This is a genomic window from Spongiivirga sp. MCCC 1A20706, from assembly GCF_046524175.1.
Classification (GTDB): domain Bacteria; phylum Bacteroidota; class Bacteroidia; order Flavobacteriales; family Flavobacteriaceae; genus Spongiivirga.
On sequence record NZ_JBEFZF010000005.1, the window covers coordinates 141,170 to 164,340 of the forward strand.

At 36.5% G+C, this 23,171-nt stretch carries 24 protein-coding genes and 1 tRNA gene; 9 read left to right on the top strand and 16 right to left on the bottom strand.

Annotation, left to right across the window (positions count from 1 at the left end; translation table 11 throughout):
* Nucleotides 1-7: 7 nt before the first annotated feature.
* The gene (locus ABN763_RS13250; protein ID WP_410485962.1) at nucleotides 8-2,641 is read right to left on the bottom strand and encodes a DUF5916 domain-containing protein; all 2,634 of its coding nucleotides are present in this window, start codon (nucleotides 2,639-2,641) and stop codon (nucleotides 8-10) included.
* Nucleotides 2,642-2,747: 106 nt separating this feature from the next.
* Entirely contained in the window at nucleotides 2,748-5,417 is a 2,670-nt protein-coding gene (locus ABN763_RS13255; protein ID WP_410485963.1) for a DUF5916 domain-containing protein, read from the bottom strand.
* A 189-nt stretch (nucleotides 5,418-5,606) separates the two neighbouring features.
* On the opposite strand from ABN763_RS13255, the gene ABN763_RS13260 reads away from it, so the two are divergent.
* The 7 genes from ABN763_RS13260 to ABN763_RS13290 all read left to right on the top strand — a co-directional run bounded on the left by ABN763_RS13260 (nucleotide 5,607) and on the right by ABN763_RS13290 (nucleotide 9,963).
* Entirely contained in the window at nucleotides 5,607-6,635 is a 1,029-nt protein-coding gene (locus tag ABN763_RS13260) for an asparaginase (RefSeq protein ID WP_410485964.1), read from the top strand.
* 120 nt (nucleotides 6,636-6,755) lie between these two features.
* Nucleotides 6,756-6,843: transfer RNA gene (locus ABN763_RS13265), tRNA-Ser, on the top strand.
* Nucleotides 6,844-6,920: 77 nt separating this feature from the next.
* A complete protein-coding gene (locus ABN763_RS13270; protein WP_410485965.1) occupies nucleotides 6,921-7,646 on the top strand; it encodes a MotA/TolQ/ExbB proton channel family protein in 726 nt (241 codons plus the stop codon).
* Nucleotides 7,647-7,668: 22 nt separating this feature from the next.
* Entirely contained in the window at nucleotides 7,669-8,070 is a 402-nt protein-coding gene (locus ABN763_RS13275; RefSeq protein WP_410485966.1) for a hypothetical protein, read from the top strand.
* A gap of 7 nt (nucleotides 8,071-8,077) precedes the next feature.
* A complete protein-coding gene (locus tag ABN763_RS13280) occupies nucleotides 8,078-8,698 on the top strand; it encodes an ExbD/TolR family protein (RefSeq protein ID WP_410485967.1) in 621 nt (206 codons plus the stop codon).
* A 5-nt stretch (nucleotides 8,699-8,703) separates the two neighbouring features.
* Nucleotides 8,704-9,186, top strand: a complete 483-nt coding sequence (locus tag ABN763_RS13285; RefSeq protein WP_410485968.1) for an ExbD/TolR family protein — start codon at nucleotides 8,704-8,706, stop codon at nucleotides 9,184-9,186.
* Nucleotides 9,187-9,261: 75 nt separating this feature from the next.
* Complete coding sequence (locus ABN763_RS13290; protein WP_410485969.1) at nucleotides 9,262-9,963, top strand: porin family protein; 702 nt, start codon at nucleotides 9,262-9,264, stop codon at nucleotides 9,961-9,963.
* A 21-nt stretch (nucleotides 9,964-9,984) separates the two neighbouring features.
* On the opposite strand, the gene ABN763_RS13295 is transcribed toward ABN763_RS13290, so the two are convergent.
* The 3 genes from ABN763_RS13295 to dinB form a co-directional block, all read right to left on the bottom strand.
* Nucleotides 9,985-10,590, bottom strand: coding sequence for a hypothetical protein (locus tag ABN763_RS13295; protein ID WP_410485970.1), 606 nt, complete (start codon nucleotides 10,588-10,590; stop codon nucleotides 9,985-9,987).
* A 59-nt stretch (nucleotides 10,591-10,649) separates the two neighbouring features.
* Nucleotides 10,650-12,113 (bottom strand): RNA polymerase factor sigma-54, encoded by a 1,464-nt coding sequence (gene rpoN / locus ABN763_RS13300; RefSeq protein WP_410485971.1) that lies wholly within the window; start codon nucleotides 12,111-12,113, stop codon nucleotides 10,650-10,652.
* A gap of 156 nt (nucleotides 12,114-12,269) precedes the next feature.
* The gene (dinB, locus tag ABN763_RS13305; RefSeq protein ID WP_410485972.1) at nucleotides 12,270-13,487 is read right to left on the bottom strand and encodes a DNA polymerase IV; all 1,218 of its coding nucleotides are present in this window, start codon (nucleotides 13,485-13,487) and stop codon (nucleotides 12,270-12,272) included.
* Between the two features lie 154 nt (nucleotides 13,488-13,641).
* Here dinB and ABN763_RS13310 point away from each other — a divergent pair, with 154 nt between their 5' ends.
* On the top strand, nucleotides 13,642-15,450 hold the full coding sequence (locus ABN763_RS13310; RefSeq protein WP_410485973.1) for a GNAT family N-acyltransferase: 1,809 nt from the start codon (nucleotides 13,642-13,644) through the stop codon (nucleotides 15,448-15,450).
* On the top strand, nucleotides 15,447-16,442 hold the full coding sequence (locus ABN763_RS13315) for a carboxypeptidase-like regulatory domain-containing protein (RefSeq protein WP_410485974.1): 996 nt from the start codon (nucleotides 15,447-15,449) through the stop codon (nucleotides 16,440-16,442). Before ABN763_RS13310 ends, ABN763_RS13315 begins: the two co-directional genes overlap by 4 nt.
* A 6-nt stretch (nucleotides 16,443-16,448) precedes the next feature.
* Here the strand turns inward: ABN763_RS13315 and ABN763_RS13320 are convergent, their stop codons facing one another.
* The 11 genes from ABN763_RS13320 to ABN763_RS13370 form a co-directional block, all read right to left on the bottom strand.
* The gene (locus tag ABN763_RS13320; protein WP_410485975.1) at nucleotides 16,449-16,868 is read right to left on the bottom strand and encodes an arsenate reductase ArsC; all 420 of its coding nucleotides are present in this window, start codon (nucleotides 16,866-16,868) and stop codon (nucleotides 16,449-16,451) included.
* A 50-nt stretch (nucleotides 16,869-16,918) separates the two neighbouring features.
* Nucleotides 16,919-17,395 carry a GNAT family N-acetyltransferase gene (locus ABN763_RS13325; RefSeq protein ID WP_410485976.1) on the bottom strand — a complete coding sequence of 159 codons (477 nt, stop codon included), beginning with the start codon at nucleotides 17,393-17,395 and terminating at the stop codon, nucleotides 16,919-16,921.
* Between the two features lie 14 nt (nucleotides 17,396-17,409).
* Nucleotides 17,410-17,889, bottom strand: a complete 480-nt coding sequence (locus tag ABN763_RS13330; RefSeq protein ID WP_410485977.1) for a DUF6428 family protein — start codon at nucleotides 17,887-17,889, stop codon at nucleotides 17,410-17,412.
* 10 nt (nucleotides 17,890-17,899) lie between these two features.
* Complete coding sequence (locus ABN763_RS13335; protein ID WP_410485978.1) at nucleotides 17,900-19,339, bottom strand: pyridoxal phosphate-dependent decarboxylase family protein; 1,440 nt, start codon at nucleotides 19,337-19,339, stop codon at nucleotides 17,900-17,902.
* Nucleotides 19,336-19,659, bottom strand: coding sequence for an ArsR/SmtB family transcription factor (locus ABN763_RS13340; RefSeq protein WP_410485979.1), 324 nt, complete (start codon nucleotides 19,657-19,659; stop codon nucleotides 19,336-19,338). The genes ABN763_RS13335 and ABN763_RS13340 overlap by 4 nt, the downstream gene beginning before the upstream one ends.
* Before the next feature lie 116 nt (nucleotides 19,660-19,775).
* The gene (locus tag ABN763_RS13345) at nucleotides 19,776-20,213 is read right to left on the bottom strand and encodes a TM2 domain-containing protein (RefSeq protein WP_410485980.1); all 438 of its coding nucleotides are present in this window, start codon (nucleotides 20,211-20,213) and stop codon (nucleotides 19,776-19,778) included.
* Between the two features lie 54 nt (nucleotides 20,214-20,267).
* Nucleotides 20,268-20,654: a VOC family protein gene (locus ABN763_RS13350; RefSeq protein WP_410485981.1), complete on the bottom strand. Its 387-nt coding sequence runs from the start codon at nucleotides 20,652-20,654 to the stop codon at nucleotides 20,268-20,270.
* Between the two features lie 29 nt (nucleotides 20,655-20,683).
* Nucleotides 20,684-21,142, bottom strand: coding sequence for a DUF1801 domain-containing protein (locus tag ABN763_RS13355; protein WP_410485982.1), 459 nt, complete (start codon nucleotides 21,140-21,142; stop codon nucleotides 20,684-20,686).
* Between the two features lie 42 nt (nucleotides 21,143-21,184).
* Entirely contained in the window at nucleotides 21,185-21,631 is a 447-nt protein-coding gene (locus ABN763_RS13360) for a DUF4199 domain-containing protein (RefSeq protein ID WP_410485983.1), read from the bottom strand.
* 97 nt (nucleotides 21,632-21,728) lie between these two features.
* Nucleotides 21,729-22,145, bottom strand: a complete 417-nt coding sequence (locus ABN763_RS13365) for a response regulator transcription factor (RefSeq protein ID WP_410485984.1) — start codon at nucleotides 22,143-22,145, stop codon at nucleotides 21,729-21,731.
* Nucleotides 22,142-23,095, bottom strand: coding sequence for a 2-hydroxyacid dehydrogenase (locus ABN763_RS13370; RefSeq protein WP_410485985.1), 954 nt, complete (start codon nucleotides 23,093-23,095; stop codon nucleotides 22,142-22,144). The genes ABN763_RS13365 and ABN763_RS13370 overlap by 4 nt, the downstream gene beginning before the upstream one ends.
* Nucleotides 23,096-23,171: the final 76 nt, after the last annotated feature.

The window sequence follows — 23,171 nt, forward strand, 5'->3', positions numbered from 1 at the left end:
TAGGTAATTATAGCACAAAGCGATACGTAGCCTTCAATAAAAAAGTATTTTCTGGTTTTTGACCCAAAATCTCATTATCGAGACTACCAAGAAGTGTATCGCTAGGATCACCGAACCCAGTTACTCCTTGTGACCAAACCAAAAATATTTCGCTCCCGGGAATGTACTCCCAACGCATTACTAAATTAGAGCGGAATTGTACAAATGAAAAATCGGGATTTGAAATGGTATAATCTGTTAATCCGTCAGTATCTTCATCAATCACATATCTATTTGATATAGGATCAAACTGTATCTGATTATCGTTATAAAGTGTAACCCGTTCATTAAGGTCCTCTGCTATTGAATTATTAACAAAATTAAACTCCTTATAGCGGCCTCTTGAAATAAAAGGCTGACCATAATATTGTATCGATAAGTTAGGGTTAATACTATAATTTATGCGAATGGTTGATGAAAAAGTTTTCTGCTTGATATTGGCGGTAATATAACGTGGTATCCCATCAAAAGAAGTTTCAGTCACATACTGCGTTCTATTCGGGTTGTTTTCTAATGAATTATTTATTGAAATATTCATCGCATTAAAAGGTTGGTATTGAAAACGCAATACATATCTTCTAAAAGAAAAATTATTCTGTCTCGCAGCGGAATACACATGACCGATTACAGTCCTAAATCGTTTGGTATTATCAGTACCTGCAAAAGCAAACACGAAATTCTCATCAGAAAAACGCCATCGTGGACCACCTCTTAGGAATGTATTGGTAAAAATTCGTGGTTTATGCCCTACTCCTACTTCGGTAAACCAATTATTGATCCAGTTTAAATTGGTTTGCATTTCCCATTGAATGCGATTGTAATTTCCTTGAAAATCATAAGAAGACGTTTGCTCAGCTCCAACACTTATATTTCTAAAAGATTTCGTGGGCTTCAATGTTTGCCAACGAACCTCTGCAAATTGATTAATTTGATCCGCTTGTCTTAAAAAACCGACATCATTCAGCTCTAACTCAGGCGAACGCCAAATAATACCTGCATTGTAACGCCAGTTACCGCCTCCTTGTTTACCGCCTTCGAATCTACCACCAGTTCCGGTAAGTGATGTTCTTGTGGGATCTACCTCTACATGATCGGCATCGACTCGTTGAAACAAATGAGTTAACTCTCTCTGTGTTCGCTCTATCGCTTCTTCACTTCCGGTGACATGACTTGCAACAATATTTCCTTCTATATAATATTGCCGATCCTTCCAGTTATGTTGAAAATCTAAGCCGCCTGTATAAGCAGCTTTTCGTAAAAAATCTAAGCCTTCTAGGTTTCTATTTGTTGCTGTAAAAATTCCTCCTATAAAACTATTTCGTTCGTTAAAATCTTTTTGGGCTCGAACAACCAGATAGTTTGTTAATGGTTCAACCAGTTCTTTTCTTCTCTCACCATTATTGTCAACTTCAGCAAACATTTCTCCCGTAACACTCTCTAACAAACCTAGTGACCAACCATTCTTGGTCTTGCCACTAAATTTGGCTGCACCCAATATGGTGCTGTTTGTAGGTTGATCAACAAACTCTCCGCTTAAAACATTCGCACTTCCTTGCGGACTGCGGCCAATTCTCCTACTATAGAACACATTGTCTTGACGATTGGCAAAACGGAAATCGAATATGTTTTTATTCTCTACGAAAAAAGGTCGTTGTTCAGGAAAAAATAATTGAAATCCATCTAGAGCAATCGCTCCTGGATCAGCATCGACTTGCCCGAAGTCCGGATTTACTGTTAGGTCGAGCGTGAGGTCGTTCGTAATTCCAATTTTTGCATCTAACCCTCCGTTCAACTTAAAATCGTCTCCATCCCGAAACGGATTCCCTGCTTCAGTAGGAAAAGTATCATATTGTAAAACCGTAAATGGTTGTATCTCCAATTGTTTTTGCGGTTCTATATCAATAAGGCCATGAAGCTCACCAAATTCACTGATAAAACCAGGTGCATCAACAGGAATGCGTTGCCACACTGAACGCTCTTGTTCTCTAAAAATAAGTCTACTCAATTGGAAACCCCATATTTGTTCTTTGGCTTTACCAAATTTCAATTGACTAAAGGGTATTTTTAATTCGGCAGTCCACCCTTCAGTATCAGTATTAGTAGCCACATACCAAATTGGATTCCAACTTTCATCCCAATTATCACCATTTTGGGACACAAATTCGTCTCCTTTCACCCCTGCTGCAGTAATTGTGAATGAAAAAGCTGTACGCTTATCATGATAGCTATCAAAAATAACAGTAATACGATCACCTTGAAATCCGTCACGTCTAGATAAGCGTTTTTCAATTTTTTCCGGTTCTTTATCAAAGCATCGTATACCGACATATATGAACTTGCTATCATAGGTTAACTTAAACTTCGATTGGTGCAACGGTGGAGTATTTTCATCTGGGTTTTGCTCGATAAAATCGGTTCCCCATTCTACAATATCCCAGCTTTTATCATCTAAAATGCCATCTATCTTGGGAGCAGTCTCAGAAGCAAGTCTATTAGTGGTATAAATTTTCTTAGGTACAACTGTTGTTTGTATTTCTTCTTGGGCCGTTAAAAAGGAAAAGAAAAATACGCTTACTATAGCGGCAACTGCGCTTTGTTTCATGTTTGGTTAGATTGACTGCTGGCGAATTTAACATCCTCATCATTAAACCAAATATGGTTTAGTAAAACCTTAACATCAATTATTAATTCTTAACGCAAATACAGTGCTATAATACCAATCGATATGTCGCTTTTAACAGAAATATGTTCTTTGGTTTGGCTCCAAAGACATTATCCTCAAGATTACCGAACAAGCCGTCAGCGGGATCACCTGACTGCGAAATATCTTGTGACCACACTAAGAAAACCTCTGATCCAGGAATATACTCCCATCTAAAAACAAGATTTGATCGCCACTGTACAAATGAAAAATCAGGATTGCTAAAACTATAATCTGTAATACCGTCTGTGTTTTCATCTATACTATAAGTCCCATTGTCAAAATTTATTTGATCGGTATCATACTGATCAAAACGATCATTAAAACTACTAGCTACTGGGTTCGTTATAAATTTAAAATCGCTATAGCGCCCTCTAGAAATAAATGGTTGACCCCAATACTGCAATGTCATATTTGGATTAATATTATAATTAAGTCTAATAGACATACTTAAGGTTCGTTGGTCAATGGTCCCATTTAAATAGCGTACTTCATCGCCAAAATCTTGATTGGTTATCCACTGCAACTTATCATCATTAATACGATAGGAAGGGTTGATCGATACGGTCAAAGCGTCCAACGGTTGGTACCTCACAAAAAATCCCACTCTAAAAAAGCTATTCGACCGGTCAGTAGCTAAAGCGCCACCGTTGCTAAATCCAATACGTACTTCTTTTCTCCCATCGGTATTGATATTATTCCAATAACTAAGTCTAGGAGAATTTCGTAAGCGAGGCCCCCCTCGTAAAGCAAAATTATTATAGGCCAACGCGGTATACGTAACCCCTAAATTTGTAAACCAGTTGTTCTGCCAATTTTGCCAAGAATTAGTATTGAATTGCAGCAAGTTATGGTTACCAGCAAAATCCCATGCACTCCAATGGTTATAATTGAATTGAACGCGTCTAAAACTTTTTGTGGGCTTTAAAATCCGATACGCTCCCCAAGCGTAGTGCCTAATATCGTCAGCCCGACGTTGAAACCCAATATCATTTACTTCCAGCTCAGGAGAACGCCAAGTTGCACCAGATTCAAAAACAAAATTACCATCACCAGCTTTCCCCATTTTAAAGTTACCTCCCGTACCGGTTAATGAGGTCTTTGTTTCATCAACAGAAACATGATCTGCATCTACCCGTTGAAACAAATGGGTAATTGAACGTTGTGTTCTGGTAATTGCCTCCTCATTACCTCGAACATGGCTTCCAATTACATTCCCCTCCATATACCACGCTTGGTTAGCCCATTGGTGTTTAAAATCAAATCCGCCAGAATAAGCTTGCTGATGCAAGAAACTAACATTTGATGAAAGTGCATCGCGGTTGGTAGCAGTAACAATTCCACCCACATAACTATCACCATCATTAAAATCTTTTTGAAGCCGGCCAACAAAATAGTTCGTCAATGGTTCCACTATTTGTTCGGTTAGCTCTCCATTGGTATCGATCTGTGCATACTCTTTCGAGGTAATGCTTTCAAGTATGCCAAAAGACCAACCATCTTTTGTTTTACCACTAAATTTAGCAGCGCCTAAAATGGTTGTGTTCTCTGGTACATCGACATAGGCACCATCTTCTGTAGCTGGAAAACCCTGCGGGTTTCGCCCGATTCGTCTAGAGTAAAATAAGTTATCGGCGCCAAATGTATCTCCGGCTTGAGACTGTGAAAGGTTGAAATTAAAAATATTTGCATTCTCTACAAAAAATGGTCGCTGTTCTCTAAAAAAGATCTGGAACCCATCAAGGGCAATTGCGGAGGGATCTGCTTCTACCTGACCAAAATCAGGGTTCAGTGTGAAATCGACTGTCATATCATTAGTAATCCCGATTTTTCCATCAAGACCAAAGGTTATTTTTGAGTCACGACCATCTAAAAAAGGATTCCCCGCAACTCGCTCAAAGGTCTCGGCAGAAGCTACGGTGTATGGTTGAATTTCACGCTGTTTTTGTGGTTCTAACTTTTTAAGACCATGTAATTCTCCAAAATTACTTACCCAACCAGCTGCATCAATAGGAACACGTTGCCAGATTGAACGTTCTTCTTTTCTAAACAATCGTCTCGTTAGCTGTATTCCCCAAACTTGATCGTCGCCTTTATCGAATCGTAATTGGCTTAGGGGTATTCTGTATTCCGCCGTCCATCCATCATCATCCACATTGGTCGCTACATACCATATGGGATTCCAACTACTATCCCAATTATTACCATTATTACTAATAAACTCATCACCTTTAACGCCAGACACTGACGCTGTGAAAGAAAATGCGGTTCGCATATCGTGATAGCTATCAATATTAACCTCCACCCAATCACCGGCAAAACCATCACGCCGAGATAACCGCTTTACAATACTATCAGGCGCTTTATCAAAAGCACGTATTCCGATATAAAGGTTTTTAGCATCGTACAGGATTTTGAACTTCGTTTGTTCGCTTGGCGGCGTATTTTCATCAGGTTGATTTTCGATAAAATCACCTCCCCATTCAACATCATTCCAACTCTCATCATCTAAAATCCCATCGATGGTTGGGGCTTTATCTTGAGCAACGGGCTTGGTTGTATATATTTTTTTAGGAACTGGCTCATTACTTGAACTCTCAGCAGTTTCGGTTTCTTGTCCAAAAATTAAAGTAGTCATAAGTGCCAATGGCAACACTACTAGATTTCGAATTTTCATAACTGGTTAGTTTGATTTTCTTTGATTGATGCTATGAAACAAAGACTAGCATATTTTAATACTGTTACATTACCACTTATTATTTAACATGTTTTAACAATAGTTTGGCGATATTTGAACCCAAATAGCATTTTGAAACGCCCTTATACACTAAAAGCGGCTTATTTGAATGTTGATCTTAGTTATAAAATGAAGAACCAACCAAACATATTATTGATTTATACTGGGGGTACCATTGGTATGATCAAAGATTTTGAATCGGGAGCATTACGCGCATTTAATTTTGATAAATTGTTAGATCGCATTCCCGAACTTTCTCATTTAGATTGTAATATAGAAACTGTCTCTTTTGATGAACCAATTGATTCATCGAATATGAATACCGAATACTGGGTACAAATAGCCGAGATCATTGAAGACCACTATACTCGTTTTGATGGCTTTGTAGTTTTGCACGGATCAGATACCATGTCATATTCCGCTTCAGCTTTAAGTTTTATGCTTGAAAATTTGGCAAAGCCTGTAATCTTTACAGGATCACAACTACCTATTGGAGATTTAAGAACAGATGCCAAAGAAAATCTTATCACAGCAATACAAATTGCATCACTTAAAGAAAAAGGACGTCCGGTCATACGTGAGGTAGGACTCTATTTTGAATACAAATTGTACCGCGCCAATCGGACCACTAAGATTAACGCCGAACATTTTGAAGCCTTCAACTCATTAAATTATCCTCCACTTGTTGAATCTGGGGTGCATTTAAATGTATATAAAGAATACTTACATAAACCGAATACTAAAAAGAAACTGGTAGTTCATACAGAACTTAATACTAATATTGGCCTGATAAAGTTATTCCCAGGAATAACGGCTAATTTTATTGAAACAGCTTTGAATGCTCAAGGATTAGAAGCGGTAATTTTTGAGACTTATGGAGCTGGAAATGCCCCAACTGAACCTTGGATTACGGGTTTAATTAAAAGCACCATAAAAAAAGGTATTTACATCATCAATGTAACGCAATGCTCAGGCGGCAGTGTTATTATGGGGCAATATGAAACTAGTTCACATTTAAAAAGACTAGGTTTAATAAGTGGTAAAGATATTACTACTGAGGCTGCAATTACCAAATTAATGTATTTATTAGGCAAAAAGATTGAGCCAAGTGTATTTAAGAGTATTTATGAAACGTCATTAAGAGGTGAAATGAGTTAAACCACCATATGGATTAGAAAATCTATTTCAATACAAGTCAGGAATTAAAATTAACGGCTTTTATTTTACATACTCGACTATTTTTTGTTATTTGCCCGCCTGTTCGGTTAAAACGACTATAGAGAGGTGGCCGAGTGGTCGAAGGCGCACGCCTGGAAAGTGTGTATACACCAAAAGTGTATCGAGGGTTCGAATCCCTTCCTCTCTGCTAGTATTAACGTATTTGTACTAACAATTTTTTTATATCTTTAACCCGATTAACTAACAAAATTTAATTTCAAAGTAATGAAAAGAGTATTCTCTATCCTGGCAATTGCCGGAGTTTCAATGTCAGCAAATGCTGCTGTAGTTTTACAATCTGATGCTGGTGCAGAAGCACCTAAAGGTTTCCACCAAGTACTTAAAGAGTATTTTATTGCTGGTACCCCGGAATTTATGGGTATTGTATTAGTATGTTTGATTTTAGGTCTTGCTATATGTATTGAAAGAATCATATACCTTAATATGGCAACAACTAATTCCAAAAAATTAATTGCCAGCGTGGAAGATGCATTAGCTTCTGGTGGTGTTGAAGCTGCAAAAGAAGTATGTCGTAATACAAAGGGACCTGTTGCTTCTATTTTTTACCAAGGTCTTGATCGTGCTGATGAAGGTATCGACTCTGCAGAGAAAGCAGTAGTAGCATATGGTGGTGTTCAAATGGGGCAGCTAGAGAAGAACGTTTCTTGGATTTCATTATTTATCGCAATTGCACCAATGCTTGGTTTCATGGGAACAGTAATTGGTATGATTCTGGCGTTTAAAAAGATTAGTGCAGCTGGAGGATTAGATGCATCATTAATCGCAGCAGATATTCAGGTAGCATTATTAACAACAGTATTTGGTCTTATCGTGGCTATTATACTTCAAATATTTTACAACTATATTATCGCAAAGATTGATAGTATTGTAAACGACATGGAAGATGCCTCAATTTCTCTTATTGACATCTTGGCAAGTAACAAGAAGTAAGACTAAAAACTGATTATATATTATGCAAAAAATATTAAGAATAGCGGTTATAGTATTGTCAGTATTAGGCTTAGTCCTATATGCGGTACTAGTAACTGCCGATGATCAAGGGGGCATCATTGATATTATGCTCAACCTTGTATATGCACTATTAATCGTTACGGTAATTGCTTCACTGGCGTTTACTATCATCAATATTGCATCTGACGGTAAGAAAGTAAAGAAAACCCTAATGTCCCTAGGTGTGTTTGGTGTTTTAGCAGCAATAGCCTATGGTATTTCTAGCGGTGCAGAAACTTATAACGGTGTGGTAACCGAAGGAACTTCTAAAATGGTAGGTACTGGATTATACTTGTTCTACTTTTTAGCAATGATCGCTATCATATTGATGTTGTTTTTTGGAGTAAAGAAAGTACTTAAATAATTAACCTATGGCGAAGAGAGATATCCCAGAAGTAAGTGCCGGTTCTATGGCCGACATTGCCTTCTTATTATTGATCTTCTTCCTGGTAACTACTACGGTAGAAACTGATTCGGGTATTAACCGACAGTTACCACCTAATGAACCACCAGAGGAAGACGTAGTAATCAAGCAAAAAAATATCTTTACCGTAGAGGTAAACAGAAACAACCAATTGTTGGTAGAAGAGCAACTTATGGAGCTGAAGGACTTAACTGAGGCTGCGTATAAGTTTCTAGACAATGGTGGTGGTACCGGTGATGAAGCTTGTTCATTCTGTCAAGGTTCAAAAGATCCAGAATCTTCTGATAACCCTACAAAAGCAATTATTTCATTACGTAACGACCGCCAAACAGATTACAAAACATACATTGCCGTACAAAATGAATTAGTACGTGCGTATAATTTGTTTAGAAATCGTGAGTTTAAAAGAAAGTTTCCGAACGAGCGAATGGATTTCTTAGAAGCTACCGAAGTGTACAATGATCCTAAAACTTCTCAGTCCCGTAAAGATGAACTGAAAGAAAAATTGGGTGAAATCAAAGCGATGGTACCTCAAAAATTATCCGAAGCAGAACCACGTAAAAGCTAGAAAATATGTCTAAGTTTAAAAAGAAAAAGGACGGTGATTTACCAGCAGTATCAACTGCATCCTTGCCAGATATTGTTTTCATGTTATTATTTTTCTTCATGACAGTTACTGTGATGAAAAACGATGACTTAAAAGTAGAAAACAGGCTGCCTACTGCAAGTGAAGTTTCTAAGCTTGATAAGAAAAATCGTATCATGTATATATATGCTGGTAAGCCCAGTAGTAGATATCAAGATAAGTACGGTTCAGCTTCTAGAATACAGTTAAATGACAAATTTGCTTCCGTAGAAGAGGTTGGCCCATTTATTTTAGCTGAAATGGCTGCAAAAGATGAGGCGATTAGAAATGTTCTTACAACAGCGCTTAAAGTAGATGGGGAAACCAATATGGGATTAATATCTGACATTAAGCAAGAGTTAAGAAAAGTAAATGCCCTTAAAATTAACTACACCACCCGTAAAGGTGATGTAATGCAAAATTTACAGTAATAGAAATTAAATTTTTGTTTTGAAAAAGGTATTTACTTTACGGTAAATACCTTTTTTAATTTCAACAGCGTTATTATGAAATTTAGGTTCATTATATGCACAGTACTACTCGCGCTTAATCTCGCAAATGCACAAGAAGAAGAGTCAGTACAAGAACCTTTTTTTGGCACAGATTCTCTATATGTAGAAGACCAATTCTACATAGGCGCTACCTACAACATCATGTTTAACCGGCCAAAAAGTGTATCGCAGCGCAACCTTTCTAATGGGATTTTTGTAGGGTACATAAAAGATATCCCCATTAACAAAAAGCGAAATAAGGCAATTGGCATTGGACTAGGCTACTCTGTAAACACCTACTTCGATGAGATTAAAATTACCCGTCAAGGGGATGAAGTAACATATGCCTTGATCGACCAAGACATCAACTTTTCTAAAAACAAGATTATTACCCATATTGCTGAATTACCAATTGAGTATCGCTGGCGCACCTCATCGCCAGAAAAATATGTATTCTGGCGCATTTATACTGGGGTTAAATTGGGCTATGTATTTAGTGACATTTATAAGTTTGAAAGCGACACTGAAAAACTTCGTTTTTCAAATCCAAACTTCAATCAATTTCAATATGGCGTTACCTTGAGCGTTGGTTATAACACCTGGAATGTGCATGCATATTACGGTTTAAATACCTTATTCGATAATGCAGTATTAAATGATGGTAGTAGTATCGATACCCGAGATTTTAAATTGGGTATCATGTTTTATATTCTTTAGTGCCCTCTTATAGTACTCAGATCACATCCAATAATTAATAACCATAATCTGCGGTATTACACCCAGAAGTGAACCGAGAATGAGCTCTAATCCATTATGAGACTTTGTAGAAAGACGCGAACTGGCCACTAAGCCACAACCAATAATCAAAGTGGTTATCATTAATAATAAATTCTTCTGATAGTGTATACTTAATATCATTATAAACATGGTGACGCTGCAAATGCCCATCATATGAATGCTTGCCTTTATTTTAAAAAACACCAATAGTAAACAAGCCGTTGTTGTAGCCAGAGCAGCAACAAAAAACCAGTATAATTCGATTGCAAATGATTCGGGTAAGACAATTTTCAAGATGAGTAATAGCAAAATGATATTTGCATATAACGGAATCTTTCTCTCCGCTAGCTTTTCTAAAAATATTGAGGAAACTACACCCAAATTGCGAAGCAGATAATATAGTATAATTGGAATACAGATCGTAAGAATTGCAATTTTGATTAGAATAGTACCCTGCATTTCAATGGGACTATAACGCGGACTTACCCAATAATACAACCCGCTCCCTAATATTGGCATAAAAAGCGGATGAAACAGATATGCAAAAAATTTAAGAAATGCTTTCACTGTCTTCGTAATTAGTATTGAGCTTTGGTCTTATTTGAAAATTCCTGTCTATTAAACGCTTATATCTTCTTTCGAAGCCGCGCTACCGGTAAGTCCAATTGTTCACGGTATTTGGCTACGGTTCTTCTAGCAATTGGATAGCCTTTTTCTTTTAAAATGGAAGCAAGCTTTTCATCAGTAAGTGGTTTACGCTTGTCCTCTTCGTTAATAACAGTTTCTAGTATTTTCTTGATTTCCCGGGTGGAAACATCTTCTCCTTCTGTGTTTTTCATCGACTCAGAGAAAAACTCTTTAATCAACTTCGTTCCGTACGGCGTATCAACATATTTACTATTCGCTACTCTAGATACGGTTGAAACATCCATATCGATCATATCAGCAATATCTTTTAAGATCATTGGCTTCAACTTTCGTTCGTCACCACTCAAAAAATAAGCCTGTTGATAATGCATAATGGCATTCATCGTAACAAATAGGGTTTGCTGACGCTGCTTTACAGCCTCAATAAACCATTTAGCAGCATCTAGCTTCTGCTTGATAAAAAGCACAGCATCCTTTTGCGATTTCGACTTCTCTTTAGAATCCTTATACCCTTTAAGCATATTGCTATATTCTCGCGATACATGAAGTTCAGGTGCGTTGCGTCCATTTAGAGTAAGCTCTAAAGCACCATCAACAATACGAATGGCAAAATCCGGCACTACATGCTCGATCATTTTAGTACTACCAGAATACGAGCTGCCCGGTTTTGGATTCAAACGTTCTATTTCAAGAATTGCATCTTTTAGTTGTTCTTCATTTACATCAAACTTATGTAGCAATTTTTGATAATGCTTTTTGGTAAACTGTTCAAAGCTTTTTTCTAAAATGCGGATGGCCAGAATAATGGGTATCGTAGGTTCTTTACGTCGCAATTGTAATAATAAACACTCTTGCAAGCTTGTTGCACCAACACCTGCAGGGTCTAATTGCTGTACGATTTCAAATACTTCAGAAATCTTTTCTTCAGTAGTGTAGACATTTTGAGTAAATGCTAAATCGTCTAAAATATCAGTGATCGACCTACGTATGTAACCACTTTCATCGACACTACCAATTAAAAACTCTGCTATACTACGTTCTTCTTCATTAAGCCTGAATGTATTTAGTTGGGTTTTTAAATGTTGATTGAAGGATGTTCCTGATGCATAAGGCACACTTTTTTCATCATCATCTCCACTATAATTATTGGCTTGTGTACGGTACGTAGGAATTTCATCATCGCTTAAATATTCATCGATATTGATATCTTCGGCATTGATCTGGTCGTTATCATAATCATCATATTCTTGGTCTTGTACGCTAGCATCACTGTCATAATCATCAGCATTATCTTTTCCACTATCCATTGCCGGATTTTCCTCTAGCTCTTGTTTTAAGCGTTGTTCAAATGCCTGCGTAGGAAGTTGTATTAACTTCATCAACTGTATTTGTTGAGGCGATAATTTTTGTGATAATTTAAAATTTAACTGCTGTTTTAGCATGCAAAAACAAGATTAGGTACTAACACAAAAATAATTAATTACGAGGTAGTTTGGTTGCTAATTTACCTTAAAAAAGCGTTAGAATCTTGATTGAGTTACCTATACGATTCAAGCAATAATCACAACCTGATATTAGAGAGTATTAAAAGTTAAATTTCACTGCTTTCTATGCGCTAATACTACAGGCGGCTGGCCATTAAATGGGTTATGCATACGACCAATAGTTGATGCCCCCATAGCCGATGCTCGTATTACACTACGGTCTCCATAACGATTACGTATCGTGTCGAGTGCGTTGTATAGATTAAGTTGCTCTTCAGTATCATCAAACATATTTATTTGGTAGTGCCCACTTACTAAATGCGTAAACCTAATACCGATTAGTCGCACCAATAATCTGCGGTTGTATAGCCTTTTAAAAAGTTCTAATATTTTCGGTATCAGTATATGATCAGCACTTGTATACGGTATTCTCACTTGTTTGCTATAGGTATTAAAATCAGAATACCGAATTTTCACAGAAATACATGCCGTTAACTTATCACCTCGACGAAGTTGATATGCTAAATTTTCAGTCATCGCAATAAGAATACTACGCAATTTATGCACATCGATGGTATCTCTGTCAAATGTTCGTTCCGTCGAAATCGATTTTCGATCCCAAAACGGAACAACAGGTCTGTCATCAATACCATTAGCTCGGTTCCAAATAGTAATGCCGTTCATTCCCAACACTCGATGCATTACTTCCATCGGCATTTCTTGAATGGTTAGTACTCGTTTTAACCCTAAATTTCTAAGCGTTTGATAAGTTTTATCGCCTATCATAGGTATTTTTTTAATTGACAAAGGGGCTAGGAATTGCTTTTCAAGGCCGTGATCAATTTTTAAATAATTGTTCGGTTTTGCCTCGTTTGTAGCTACTTTAGAGACTACTTTATTTACTGAAAGACCAAAAGAAATTGGCAAGCCTGTTTCTTTGATCACCTTATTTCTTAATTCGTTCGCAAATTGGTAGCATCCAAAAAATCGATCCATCCCGGATAAATCGGCATAAAATTCATCGATGCTCGACTTTTCAAACAAAGGCACCTGGTCTTTAATAATGTCGGTCACTTCATCAGAGTGTTTACTATACTCACCTGCATTACCTCTAATAATTTGAGTTTCTGGCGGACATAGGTTTCGCGCCATTTTCATGGACATACCTGAGTGCACACCAAACTTTCTAGTTTCATAACTGCATGCCGCCACTACACCCCTATCACTGGTACCACCAACTAATACAGGCATATTATTCAACTTCGGATTGTTACGCCGTTCGACCGAAACATAAAATGTATCCAGATCGAGGTGTAATATGGTTTTTTTCATTTCTAATTTTAAAAAAGAGTATAAATTTATGGAATTATTCCAAAATAATGGAATAATTCCATTTTAACATATAAAAATATCTTACCAGAAAGCATTTTCATCCGCTTAGCGATTCAAACAAAATCTTATATTTGTTTACCACCAAGCCACCTATATGGGATTAGTAACAGCCAAGGAAGTAGCCATTGCCATAAAAGCCGATAAGTACGGATTTATGGGTACTTTTTTCGGTTGGATTTTGATGAAAGTGCTCAAAATATCAACGCTTAACAAAATATATAATAAGCACAAGCATCTTAACGACCTTCCTTTTTTAAACGGAATTTTAGATGAGTTCCAAATAAAATTCGAAATCCCCGAAGAAGACCTAAAGAGACTCCCAAAACAAGGACCCTATATTACCGTTTCAAATCATCCGCTTGGAGGTATAGATGGTATTTTATTATTGAAATTATTACTTGAGCAGCGACCAGATTATAAGATCATCGCTAATTTCTTATTACATCGTATCGAGCCATTGGTTCCCTATACAATGCCGGTAAATCCTTTTGAAGACCATAAGGATGCAAAATCGAGCATTGCAGGATTCAAACAATCAATTAAACATTTACGAGATGGGCACCCACTAGGTATTTTTCCAGCGGGAGAAGTTTCTACCTATAAAGATGAAAAGTTAATCGTTGACAAACCATGGGAAATGGCGGCAATCAAGCTTATTAAAAAAGCAGAGGTCCCTGTTGTTCCCATCTATTTTCATGCAAAAAACAGTCGGTTATTTTATCGATTATCGAAAATTAGTGACACGTTGCGTACTGCCAAATTACCATCAGAATTACTTTCACAAAAACGCAGGACGATTAAAGTACGCATTGGGAAACCAATTATGTTGAAAGATCAAGTGCCCTATGAAAATTTAGAAGAGTTTGGCGATTTCTTGAGAAAGAAGACCTATATGCTCTCTAATACTTTTGAAAAACAAAGTTTGCTCAAAAAAGTACCGACTTCATTGAAAATACCAAAACCTCCACAAGAGATCATTACTCCGGTTGCCAGTAATGCCATTGAAGAAGAAATAAAAGTCTTACGAGAAAATGAACGTAGGCTACTACAAAGCAAAAACTACGAGGTGTACTTGGCGCCTGCCGATGAAATGCCAAGCATTTTAAGAGAGATTGGTCGTTTACGCGAAATTACTTTTAGAGAAATTGGTGAAGGCACTAACCAGTCAATTGATCTTGACAAGTTTGATCGCTACTATCATCATATGTTTTTATGGGATGCCGACAAAAAACTAATCGCAGGTGCTTATAGAATGGGCTTAGGCGCGCAGATTTTTGAAAAATACGGCATTGACGGTTTTTATCTACAGGATCTTTTTAGGTTTGAGCCAGAGCTATATCAGATGATGAGTAAAAGTATTGAAATGGGCCGTGCTTTTATAATTTCGTCATACCAACAAAAACCAATGCCGCTATTCCTACTCTGGAAAGGTATTGTACATACTACACTTCGCTTTCCTGAACACAAATACTTAATTGGCGGAGTGAGTATTAGCAATCAGTTTTCTAACTTTAGTAAATCGTTGATGATTGAGTTTATGAAATCGCATTATTACGACCCATATGTTGCGCAATACGTGCATCCTAAAAAGGAATTTAAGGTAAAGTTAAAAGATGCTGATAAAGACTTTATTTTTGACGATACTGCGGCCGATCTCAATAAATTTGACAAGCTTATTGACGAAGTTGAACCGGGAAGTTTGCGACTTCCGGTATTAATTAAAAAATACATTAAGCAAAATGCAAAAGTTGTTGCTTTTAATGTTGATCCGCTTTTTAATGATGCAGTTGATGGCTTAATGTACATACGTATTGCCGACCTCCCCGAAAGCACCGTAAAACCTGTTATGGAAGAATTTCAAGCCGAGCTGGAACAAAAATTCATGGAAAATAATGACAAATGAAAGGCTGGCTTACTACATTATTCTTATTAAACGTTAGCCTTCTCATTGGTCAGACTATAATATCCGGAACCGTATTCGATGAAAAAACCAATGAACCCTTAGAAGGAGTTTCTGTTTATTTCGACGGATCGACCTTTGGAGTAATCACCAATCCCAAAGGATATTTTGAACTACCTATTGAAAAGAAAATCAACTCTCCTTTAGTCATTAGTTATTTAGGGTATTCAGACATTATTATTGAAAACCCATATAACAAAGAAAATTGGAAGATATACTTAAAAGAAAAAGCTATTGCACTAAAAGAGGTGGTATTGAAAGCCGATCCTTTTACTCGTGCAGCAAAGCTTAAGGCATTTAAACAACAATTTTTGGGTGACAATATTAATGGTCGGTCATGTACCATACTCAATGAAGATGATATCTGGTTGTCATATGACGTTACGACTAATAAATTATTAGCATCTTCTGAAGTGCCAATCATTATTCAAAACAAATACCTAGGGTATGAGCATCGATTTGCATTAATCGACTTCATGGTACGTTACAACCGCCGGACCCTCTCTCCATTGGCGAGAGAAGAAACTTATTATGTAGGGACTTCTTTTTATATCGATAAACAAAAAGATGTTTTTAAATACCAAAAAAGACGCGATAAAACTTATCAAGGTTCGGTTTTACACCTTATGCGAACCTTAAGAGATGAAGATTATGAAAATCAAAAATTCAAATTTTTTAAAGGGGGATTTAAAATAAATCCCACCTCGTATATCAAAGTAATACCACAAACGCTAAACACTAAAGTTATTTTGCCAGAATTTACCGTACCTATTTTGTATAAAAATAAACGGTCTGACATTATTAAAAGGAGTGAGTATATTATAATCGATGGTTATGGTAATTTCTCACCTCCAAGCGCTATTTACTTTAGTGGTGACCTCGGCAGCCAACGAGTTGGGAATATGCTACCACTAGATTACAGTCCAAAAGACTGAACTTTTTTAAGTCAAATTTTCCCGAACAAAATTCTTACAGTACGATTTGATCTCATTTCGGGTTGCTTCAAAAGCAGCATGTACTTCCTCTTCACTACCTTCTAATTTAGACGGGTCACTAAAATTATGATGCAAGCGCTCAGCACTTCCGGGTATGTAGGGGCAATTTTCATTAGCATGATCACACACAGTAATGATGTAGTCAAAGTTTACATCAGCATATTCATCAACATGATTTGAAGTATGAGCAGAAATATCAATATTATCTTCTTGCATAATAGCAACCGCATACGGATTAAGTCCGTGAGTTTCGATACCTGCACTATATACATTTGCTTTTGTTTTGGCAAAATAATTTAAATAACCATGTGCCATTTGACTACGGCAAGAATTTCCGGTACAAAGTACCAATACATTACTTTTCATTAACTTTTATACTATCTTTTTTAGAATTTCTAATTTATTAAACTTCTCCTTTACTCCACTCCTATTATTGGACTTCTTCGCTCCAGTAGGCAATTGTCATACCATTTACCATTTCTAACAGCAACACGTTCTCGGTAACCGATTATGCGAAATCCCATTTTTTCATGTAACATAAGACTAGCTTTGTTCTCAGGGAAAATTCCCGACTGTAATGTCCAAAAGCCTGCTTCTTCACTTTTAACAATAAGGTTTTCTAATAATTGTTGGCCAACTTTTCTTCCTCTTGCTGATTTACCTATATAAATACTAACCTCTGCAACACCTCTATAGACTTGCCTGTTAGACACTTTAGATAACGCGGCCCATCCTAAAATCAAACCATCATTCACCGCAACTAATCTGCAGACTTCAAGATGGGTTTTATCCCAAGTCTCCCAATCAGGAACTACTGTTTCAAATGTAGCAATTCCGGTGTCCAACCCTTCTTGATATATGGCAGCTACTTGTGGCCAATCTTCTTTGACCATAACCCTAATTTTCATTAGCAGCAACCACTACCCGGAGCACATGCTTCGGCTGTTTCCGCAACATCAACACCACAGGTGTCTTTAGCCTTACAATCAGTTTTTGTAACTGCTAAATTAATTATAAGCTGTTTTTCCTTTATTTCGTAATCGTTAACAAATAGGTGCGCCGTGTGAAATAATGCATTGCCATATTCAAACTTTACCTCAGCATCTTTTTCCATCGATTTCATTTTGTCTACTTTCGTTAAAATTGACAATGCTTTATAAACAGTAAGATATGCTGTCTTCCCTATTTCAGTTGGACTTTCCCATAATTGGACAACCGTTTCTTTCCATGAATCGGTATTCGCACCACAATCTACCGCATCAACCGTTATATTCTTAACTTCGGTAATATGGTAATTAGCTCCGACATACATTCCCGAACTATATTCAAACAATAAGGCCTTATCAGTATGTTGCTTTAAAAGGGATAAAAATTCTGATGTTTTCATAATTCGCTATTTAGACATTTATAATACTGTGATTTTTTATTGAAATTATCTTGTTTAATAATGAGTGAAAATGGGATTCGGTAGTAAATACGTTCATGATGGTTACACGTAAGTAGAATTGTCCTTTTAGATAAGTAGATACAATATAAAACTCACCATCTTCCAATAATTGCCTACGAATTGATTGGTTGATACTGTCAATTTCATCAGTCCTTAAATTGCCCGTAAAACGGAAACATACGATATTAGTTTCCGGTTGCATGGCTAGATCAAATTCCGGGTTTAATTCAATGATACCAGCAAACGTTTTCCCTAAATCGTACAAGGTGGTCACATAATCATCAAAAAACTGAGTGCCAAATGCATTGATAATGCTAAAAAATCGAATACTCATCATACTCTTAGTGCACTCGAACGTACGTTTTGCAAGATTATACCACTCTAAATCATCATTTTTATCCCACAAATAATGGGCTTTTTGGCTAAAAGTGGTATAGGTGTCATTTGATCGTTTAAACAATAAGGCAGTAGTGATACTAGAAGTGGCCATCATTTTATGACCATCGATTGCTATTGAATCTGCCTGCTCAATTCCTTTTAAAAGATGCTTATATTTTTTTGAAAATATAGCGGCTCCACCATGTGCCCCGTCAACATGAAACCAAATATTGTTTTGTTTAGCAAATGCAGCTAACGATTCTAAATTGTCATGCATGCCAGAGGATGTTGAAGGTGCGCTACCAACAACGGCAATTACTTCAAAACCTTTATCTATGGCTAATTTATAAGCGAGATCAAGTTTATTTACTTCTATTTTAAAATGCTCGTTTACCGGAACTTTAATAATACCCGCATCGCCTAAGCCCATGATGCGGGCAGCACGATCGACACAATAATGCGCTTCTTCAGATACCAGAATTGCCAGTTTATTAGCATATCCATCATTCCAAACATCATCGTTCGCAATGGCTTTTCTTGCAGCAATTAAGGCTGTTAAATTTGCTAGTGTCCCTCCAGATGTTAAAAATCCGTCTGCATTTTTGCCGTACCCAATCGCTTTAGTGAATACATTAACAACTACTTTTTCGATAGCAGTGGCCGCGGCTCCCATTTCATAAACAGCCATCCCATTATTGAGTGTGGCACTTAACAATGTAGCTAAAGAAGAAACTGGTACGGTTGGTGAAATCTGATGACCAATGTACTTGGGGTTATGAGTAGCTATTGATCGTTTTAAAACCGTTCCAAAAAACTCTTCAGTTGTATGTCTCTCTGTGGCGTATTGCTCCCAAAAACGAAGTTCGTCATTTGGGGTTGACCAATTAATAACCGTATCTGACTTTTCTGAAATATGATTTTCAAGATGTTGTGAAAGCAACTTGATCAAGGTAGTCCCCTCTTCTTGAAAAAGCTCAGCACTATATGCCTGTCGTAAAAGTGGTGTACTCATGATCCTTTATTTAAAATCTCTTTGAAAAATTGCTCCATAACGATGGAAAACTGATTAAAGTTGGTTTTGTTTAAGCAATAACAAAGGCTTTTCCCTTTGACATTTCCGTGTATGAGTCCTGCCTCTCTAATAACCTGAAGGTGTTGCGAAACTGTGGCTTGAGACAGCCCTATTTCATCGGTAATATCAGTACAAATACAATCTTTTTGATCTTTTATATACTTCAATATTGCCACCCGAGCAGGATGAGAAAGCACTTTTGCAATTGCTGCCACTTCAAGATCATCAATGCGATGAATATTTACTTTTGTAGTTCCCATAAACACTTAGCTTCTTTTACCTATCATCGTAATATTGCAATATTACGATGATACTTCGAATTAAAAAAGGCGAACTCTGTTAAAGTTCGCCTTTTATTTACTTTGTTATGTGAATTTTAAAACCAAGGTTTCTGTCCTGCCTGATATGTATTATAAAACTCTTCATCAGACTTTGTTAGATAAATAATCCCTTCTATCAATCCGATTATTCCAGCTGCCATTGACAAAAATACTCCTACACCCAAGCACGAAGTTGCAATTCCAATTAAGTTAATAGCCAATAAAATAATTCCTTCTTTATTATAACCCAAAATGAATTTATGAACCCCAAAAGAACCTAATAAAATTCCCAAAATCCCGGCTAAAATCTTTTTGTTATCAGTCCCTGCAACATCATCTAATCCTTTTTTGAACTCACTTGCAGTTTCTTTAGCCTCTTCTTTAAACTCTTTAGTTTCTTCTTTGATTTTATCAGCTGCTTTTTTTGCTCCTTCTTTAGCATCGCCGATCATATCATTTAAATCGTCTCCTAGACTCTTATTGTCGTCTGACATTGTTGTTTAATTTTAATGGTTAATAAGATATTAAATGTAGTAATTTTTTTTAAGCTACAGGAAGGCTTTATCAATTGGCTCCCAGAGTTCTATTTTATTCCCTTCAGGATCTAAAATCCAACCAAATTTACCATAATCATACTCTTCTATTTCACCAACAACCGTTACACCTTCTTCCTTTAATACCTCCAGTAATTCTACTAAATTTTCTACCCGAAAATTCATCATGAATTGTTTCTTACTCGGATTAAAGTATTGGGTGTCTTCCTTAAAGGGAGACCATTGAGTAGAGCAATCGTTGCCTTCTTTATCTTTCCACCAGAAGGTGCACCCATATTGATCTACTGGAAGACCTAAGTGCTCTTTATACCATTGTTTTATTGTATCAGGGTTTTCAGTTTTAAAGAAAAGCCCACCAAGTCCAGTTACTCTATTTTTCATTTGTTTAGTTTAGATAATTACTTTTAATCTTATCTGTTTTTCACAGTAGCTTCATAAATAGAAATCCATTCATCTGCAGTCATCTTCGTCATTAATTCTGCTATTAACTCATATGGAATATGTTTCATATTCTTAAAACGAATACAGCTTTTTCCCATATCAAGCTTTGTTTTTACGTGTTTGGGATACTCTTCTACCCACCAGTCGTATAACTCTTTTTTCGCATAAATGCCAGAATGATATAAGGCCACAAAGTTTTTTTGCGATGCTAGGTTGATAAATGGTAAGGGTAATTTAGGATCACAATGATAGCCATCAGGATATTTTGAATGCGGAACGAAATAAGCCATCATCCCATAGCCCATTCCCTCCTGAAATCCTTCTGGTAAATTATCTTGAATAGCTTTTCTGATTTTAGAAATCACTTCCTTTCGATCTTCGGGAAGTTCGTTAATATATTGTTCTGGTGTGGTTGCTTTTGATTGCATTTTTTATGAATAGTTGATAATTAAGAATGAATAAGTAAATTGTTATTTGCGCTGCAGGATGAGTGCAGAAATCAAACTAACAATAATCCCAATAATCAGCACAGTCCCAAACATCACTAGTGCTAAAAGACCGCTACTAAAACCTGCTGCTGAGTCATCACCAGTTGCCGCAACATATTCATCAATAAAATCGGGATTAATAACCGCAGTGTATAGATAGTCTATTATTGCAAAACCTAAGGCAGCAAAGGCCGATATAAGAACGCCAATTAAGAAAGCTCTTCCAAAAGAAACCAATCCGTTGTTTTGTTTATCCCGAAAGTGTTTAATCCCAAAAAAGACAAATGACAAGGATGCCAAAATGGTCAGATAACCAATAATTTCTTGGGTAGAAAAGTCTAGATTTTTGCCAAATACCAATCCCGCTAAAAATAAAGCCGCTGCAAATATTAATGCGAATAGTCCGAACCTGAATACTGTTTTTTGCATGATTTCTTAGTTTTTGTTTAAGCCAAAAGTAGGTTGATTGGCGACAAATCAGCTCATACTAAAGTACTAAAACCCTCACACTTTAGTAGTAAAAACATTATTCTATAACTATTTGCAGCGTTTTTGCTTTTTGAATTGCTTGTGTTCGACGCTTCACATCAAGCTTCAACAAAATATTTGATACGTGGGTTTTAACCGTACTTTCTGTTACAAATAGTTTGGCAGCAATTTCCTTATTAGAGTGTCCGTTGCAAATTTCAGTAAGTACCTCATATTCTCTTTTGCTCAACCCTATTTTTTCAAGCTGATCCTTGTTAATCTCTCCTTTAGCTATAAGAGGTTTTTGTAAGCTCTTCTTATTCAAATAAATTCCTAAAACAAAAAAGACTACTGCAATAACAGCAATGATCATTTCTATTTTTAAATCGCTGGACACAATGCTGTACTTACTCAACTGAAATAAGCTGAGCAGCGCAATAATCAACACAGCAAAAATGAAAATCGTTTTTTTCACGAATTTTCAGTATTAAAAAAGTGGGTTTTAATCTTATCAACAATGGTTTGTGCCAGTTTTTCTTTACTCTTCACCGTCCAGCCGGCGACATGCGGACTTAATAATACATTGTTAACATCCATTAAGTATTGAAATGCTTCTGGGAGACTTTCATCATCAAACATATCTTCAAATGACGATTTCTCATATTCTAACACATCTAAGCCTGCACCTAAGACCTTTCTTGATTTTAAAGCCGCAACAAGATCCGCGGTTACAACACTTTTACCTCTGGCGGTATTCATAAACCAAAATGGTTTAGCAAACTCATTAATAAAATTAGCGTTAATCATTCCCACAGTTTCAGGAGTTTGGGGGGTGTGTAAACTAACAACATCAACATTTTTCTGAAACTCCAATATCCCCACTTGCCGAGCATTATCGTCTCCTACACCACCAACAATATCATAACATAGCACTTCGCAATCAAAGCCTTTTAGTTTTTTTGCAAACGCTTTTCCCATATTCCCATAACCAATAATACCAACGGTTCTACCATCGAGCTCAATACCACGATTCCCCTCGCGATCCCATTTTCCATTACATATTTCCTGGTGTGATTTATTCAATTTATTAAATAATGAAAGGATCATTCCTAGTGTATGCTCCCCGACAGCATTTCTATTTCCTTCAGGAGCATTAAATAGTACAACACCCTGTTCTTTTGCAAAATCAGTATCAATATTTTCTAATCCAGCACCCACACGTCCTATAAATTTTAAGCTAGTAGCCTTCTGAAGAAAAGCTTTATCAATTGCAAATCGGCTTCTAATAATCAAGCCTTCATATAAATGAACTTTATTTTCTATTTGTGATTTAGTAGCGGTATAGTCAAAATCATTTTCGCAACCCAAAGCTTCTAAACCGCTTGCCAACAGATCATGATTAGTGTCAATATGCAGTACTTTCATATTTGCAATTTAGTATTTTATCGATAATTTGATTATCATGAAAGGAAATAACAAAAGTAGGAATGTACACAGACGG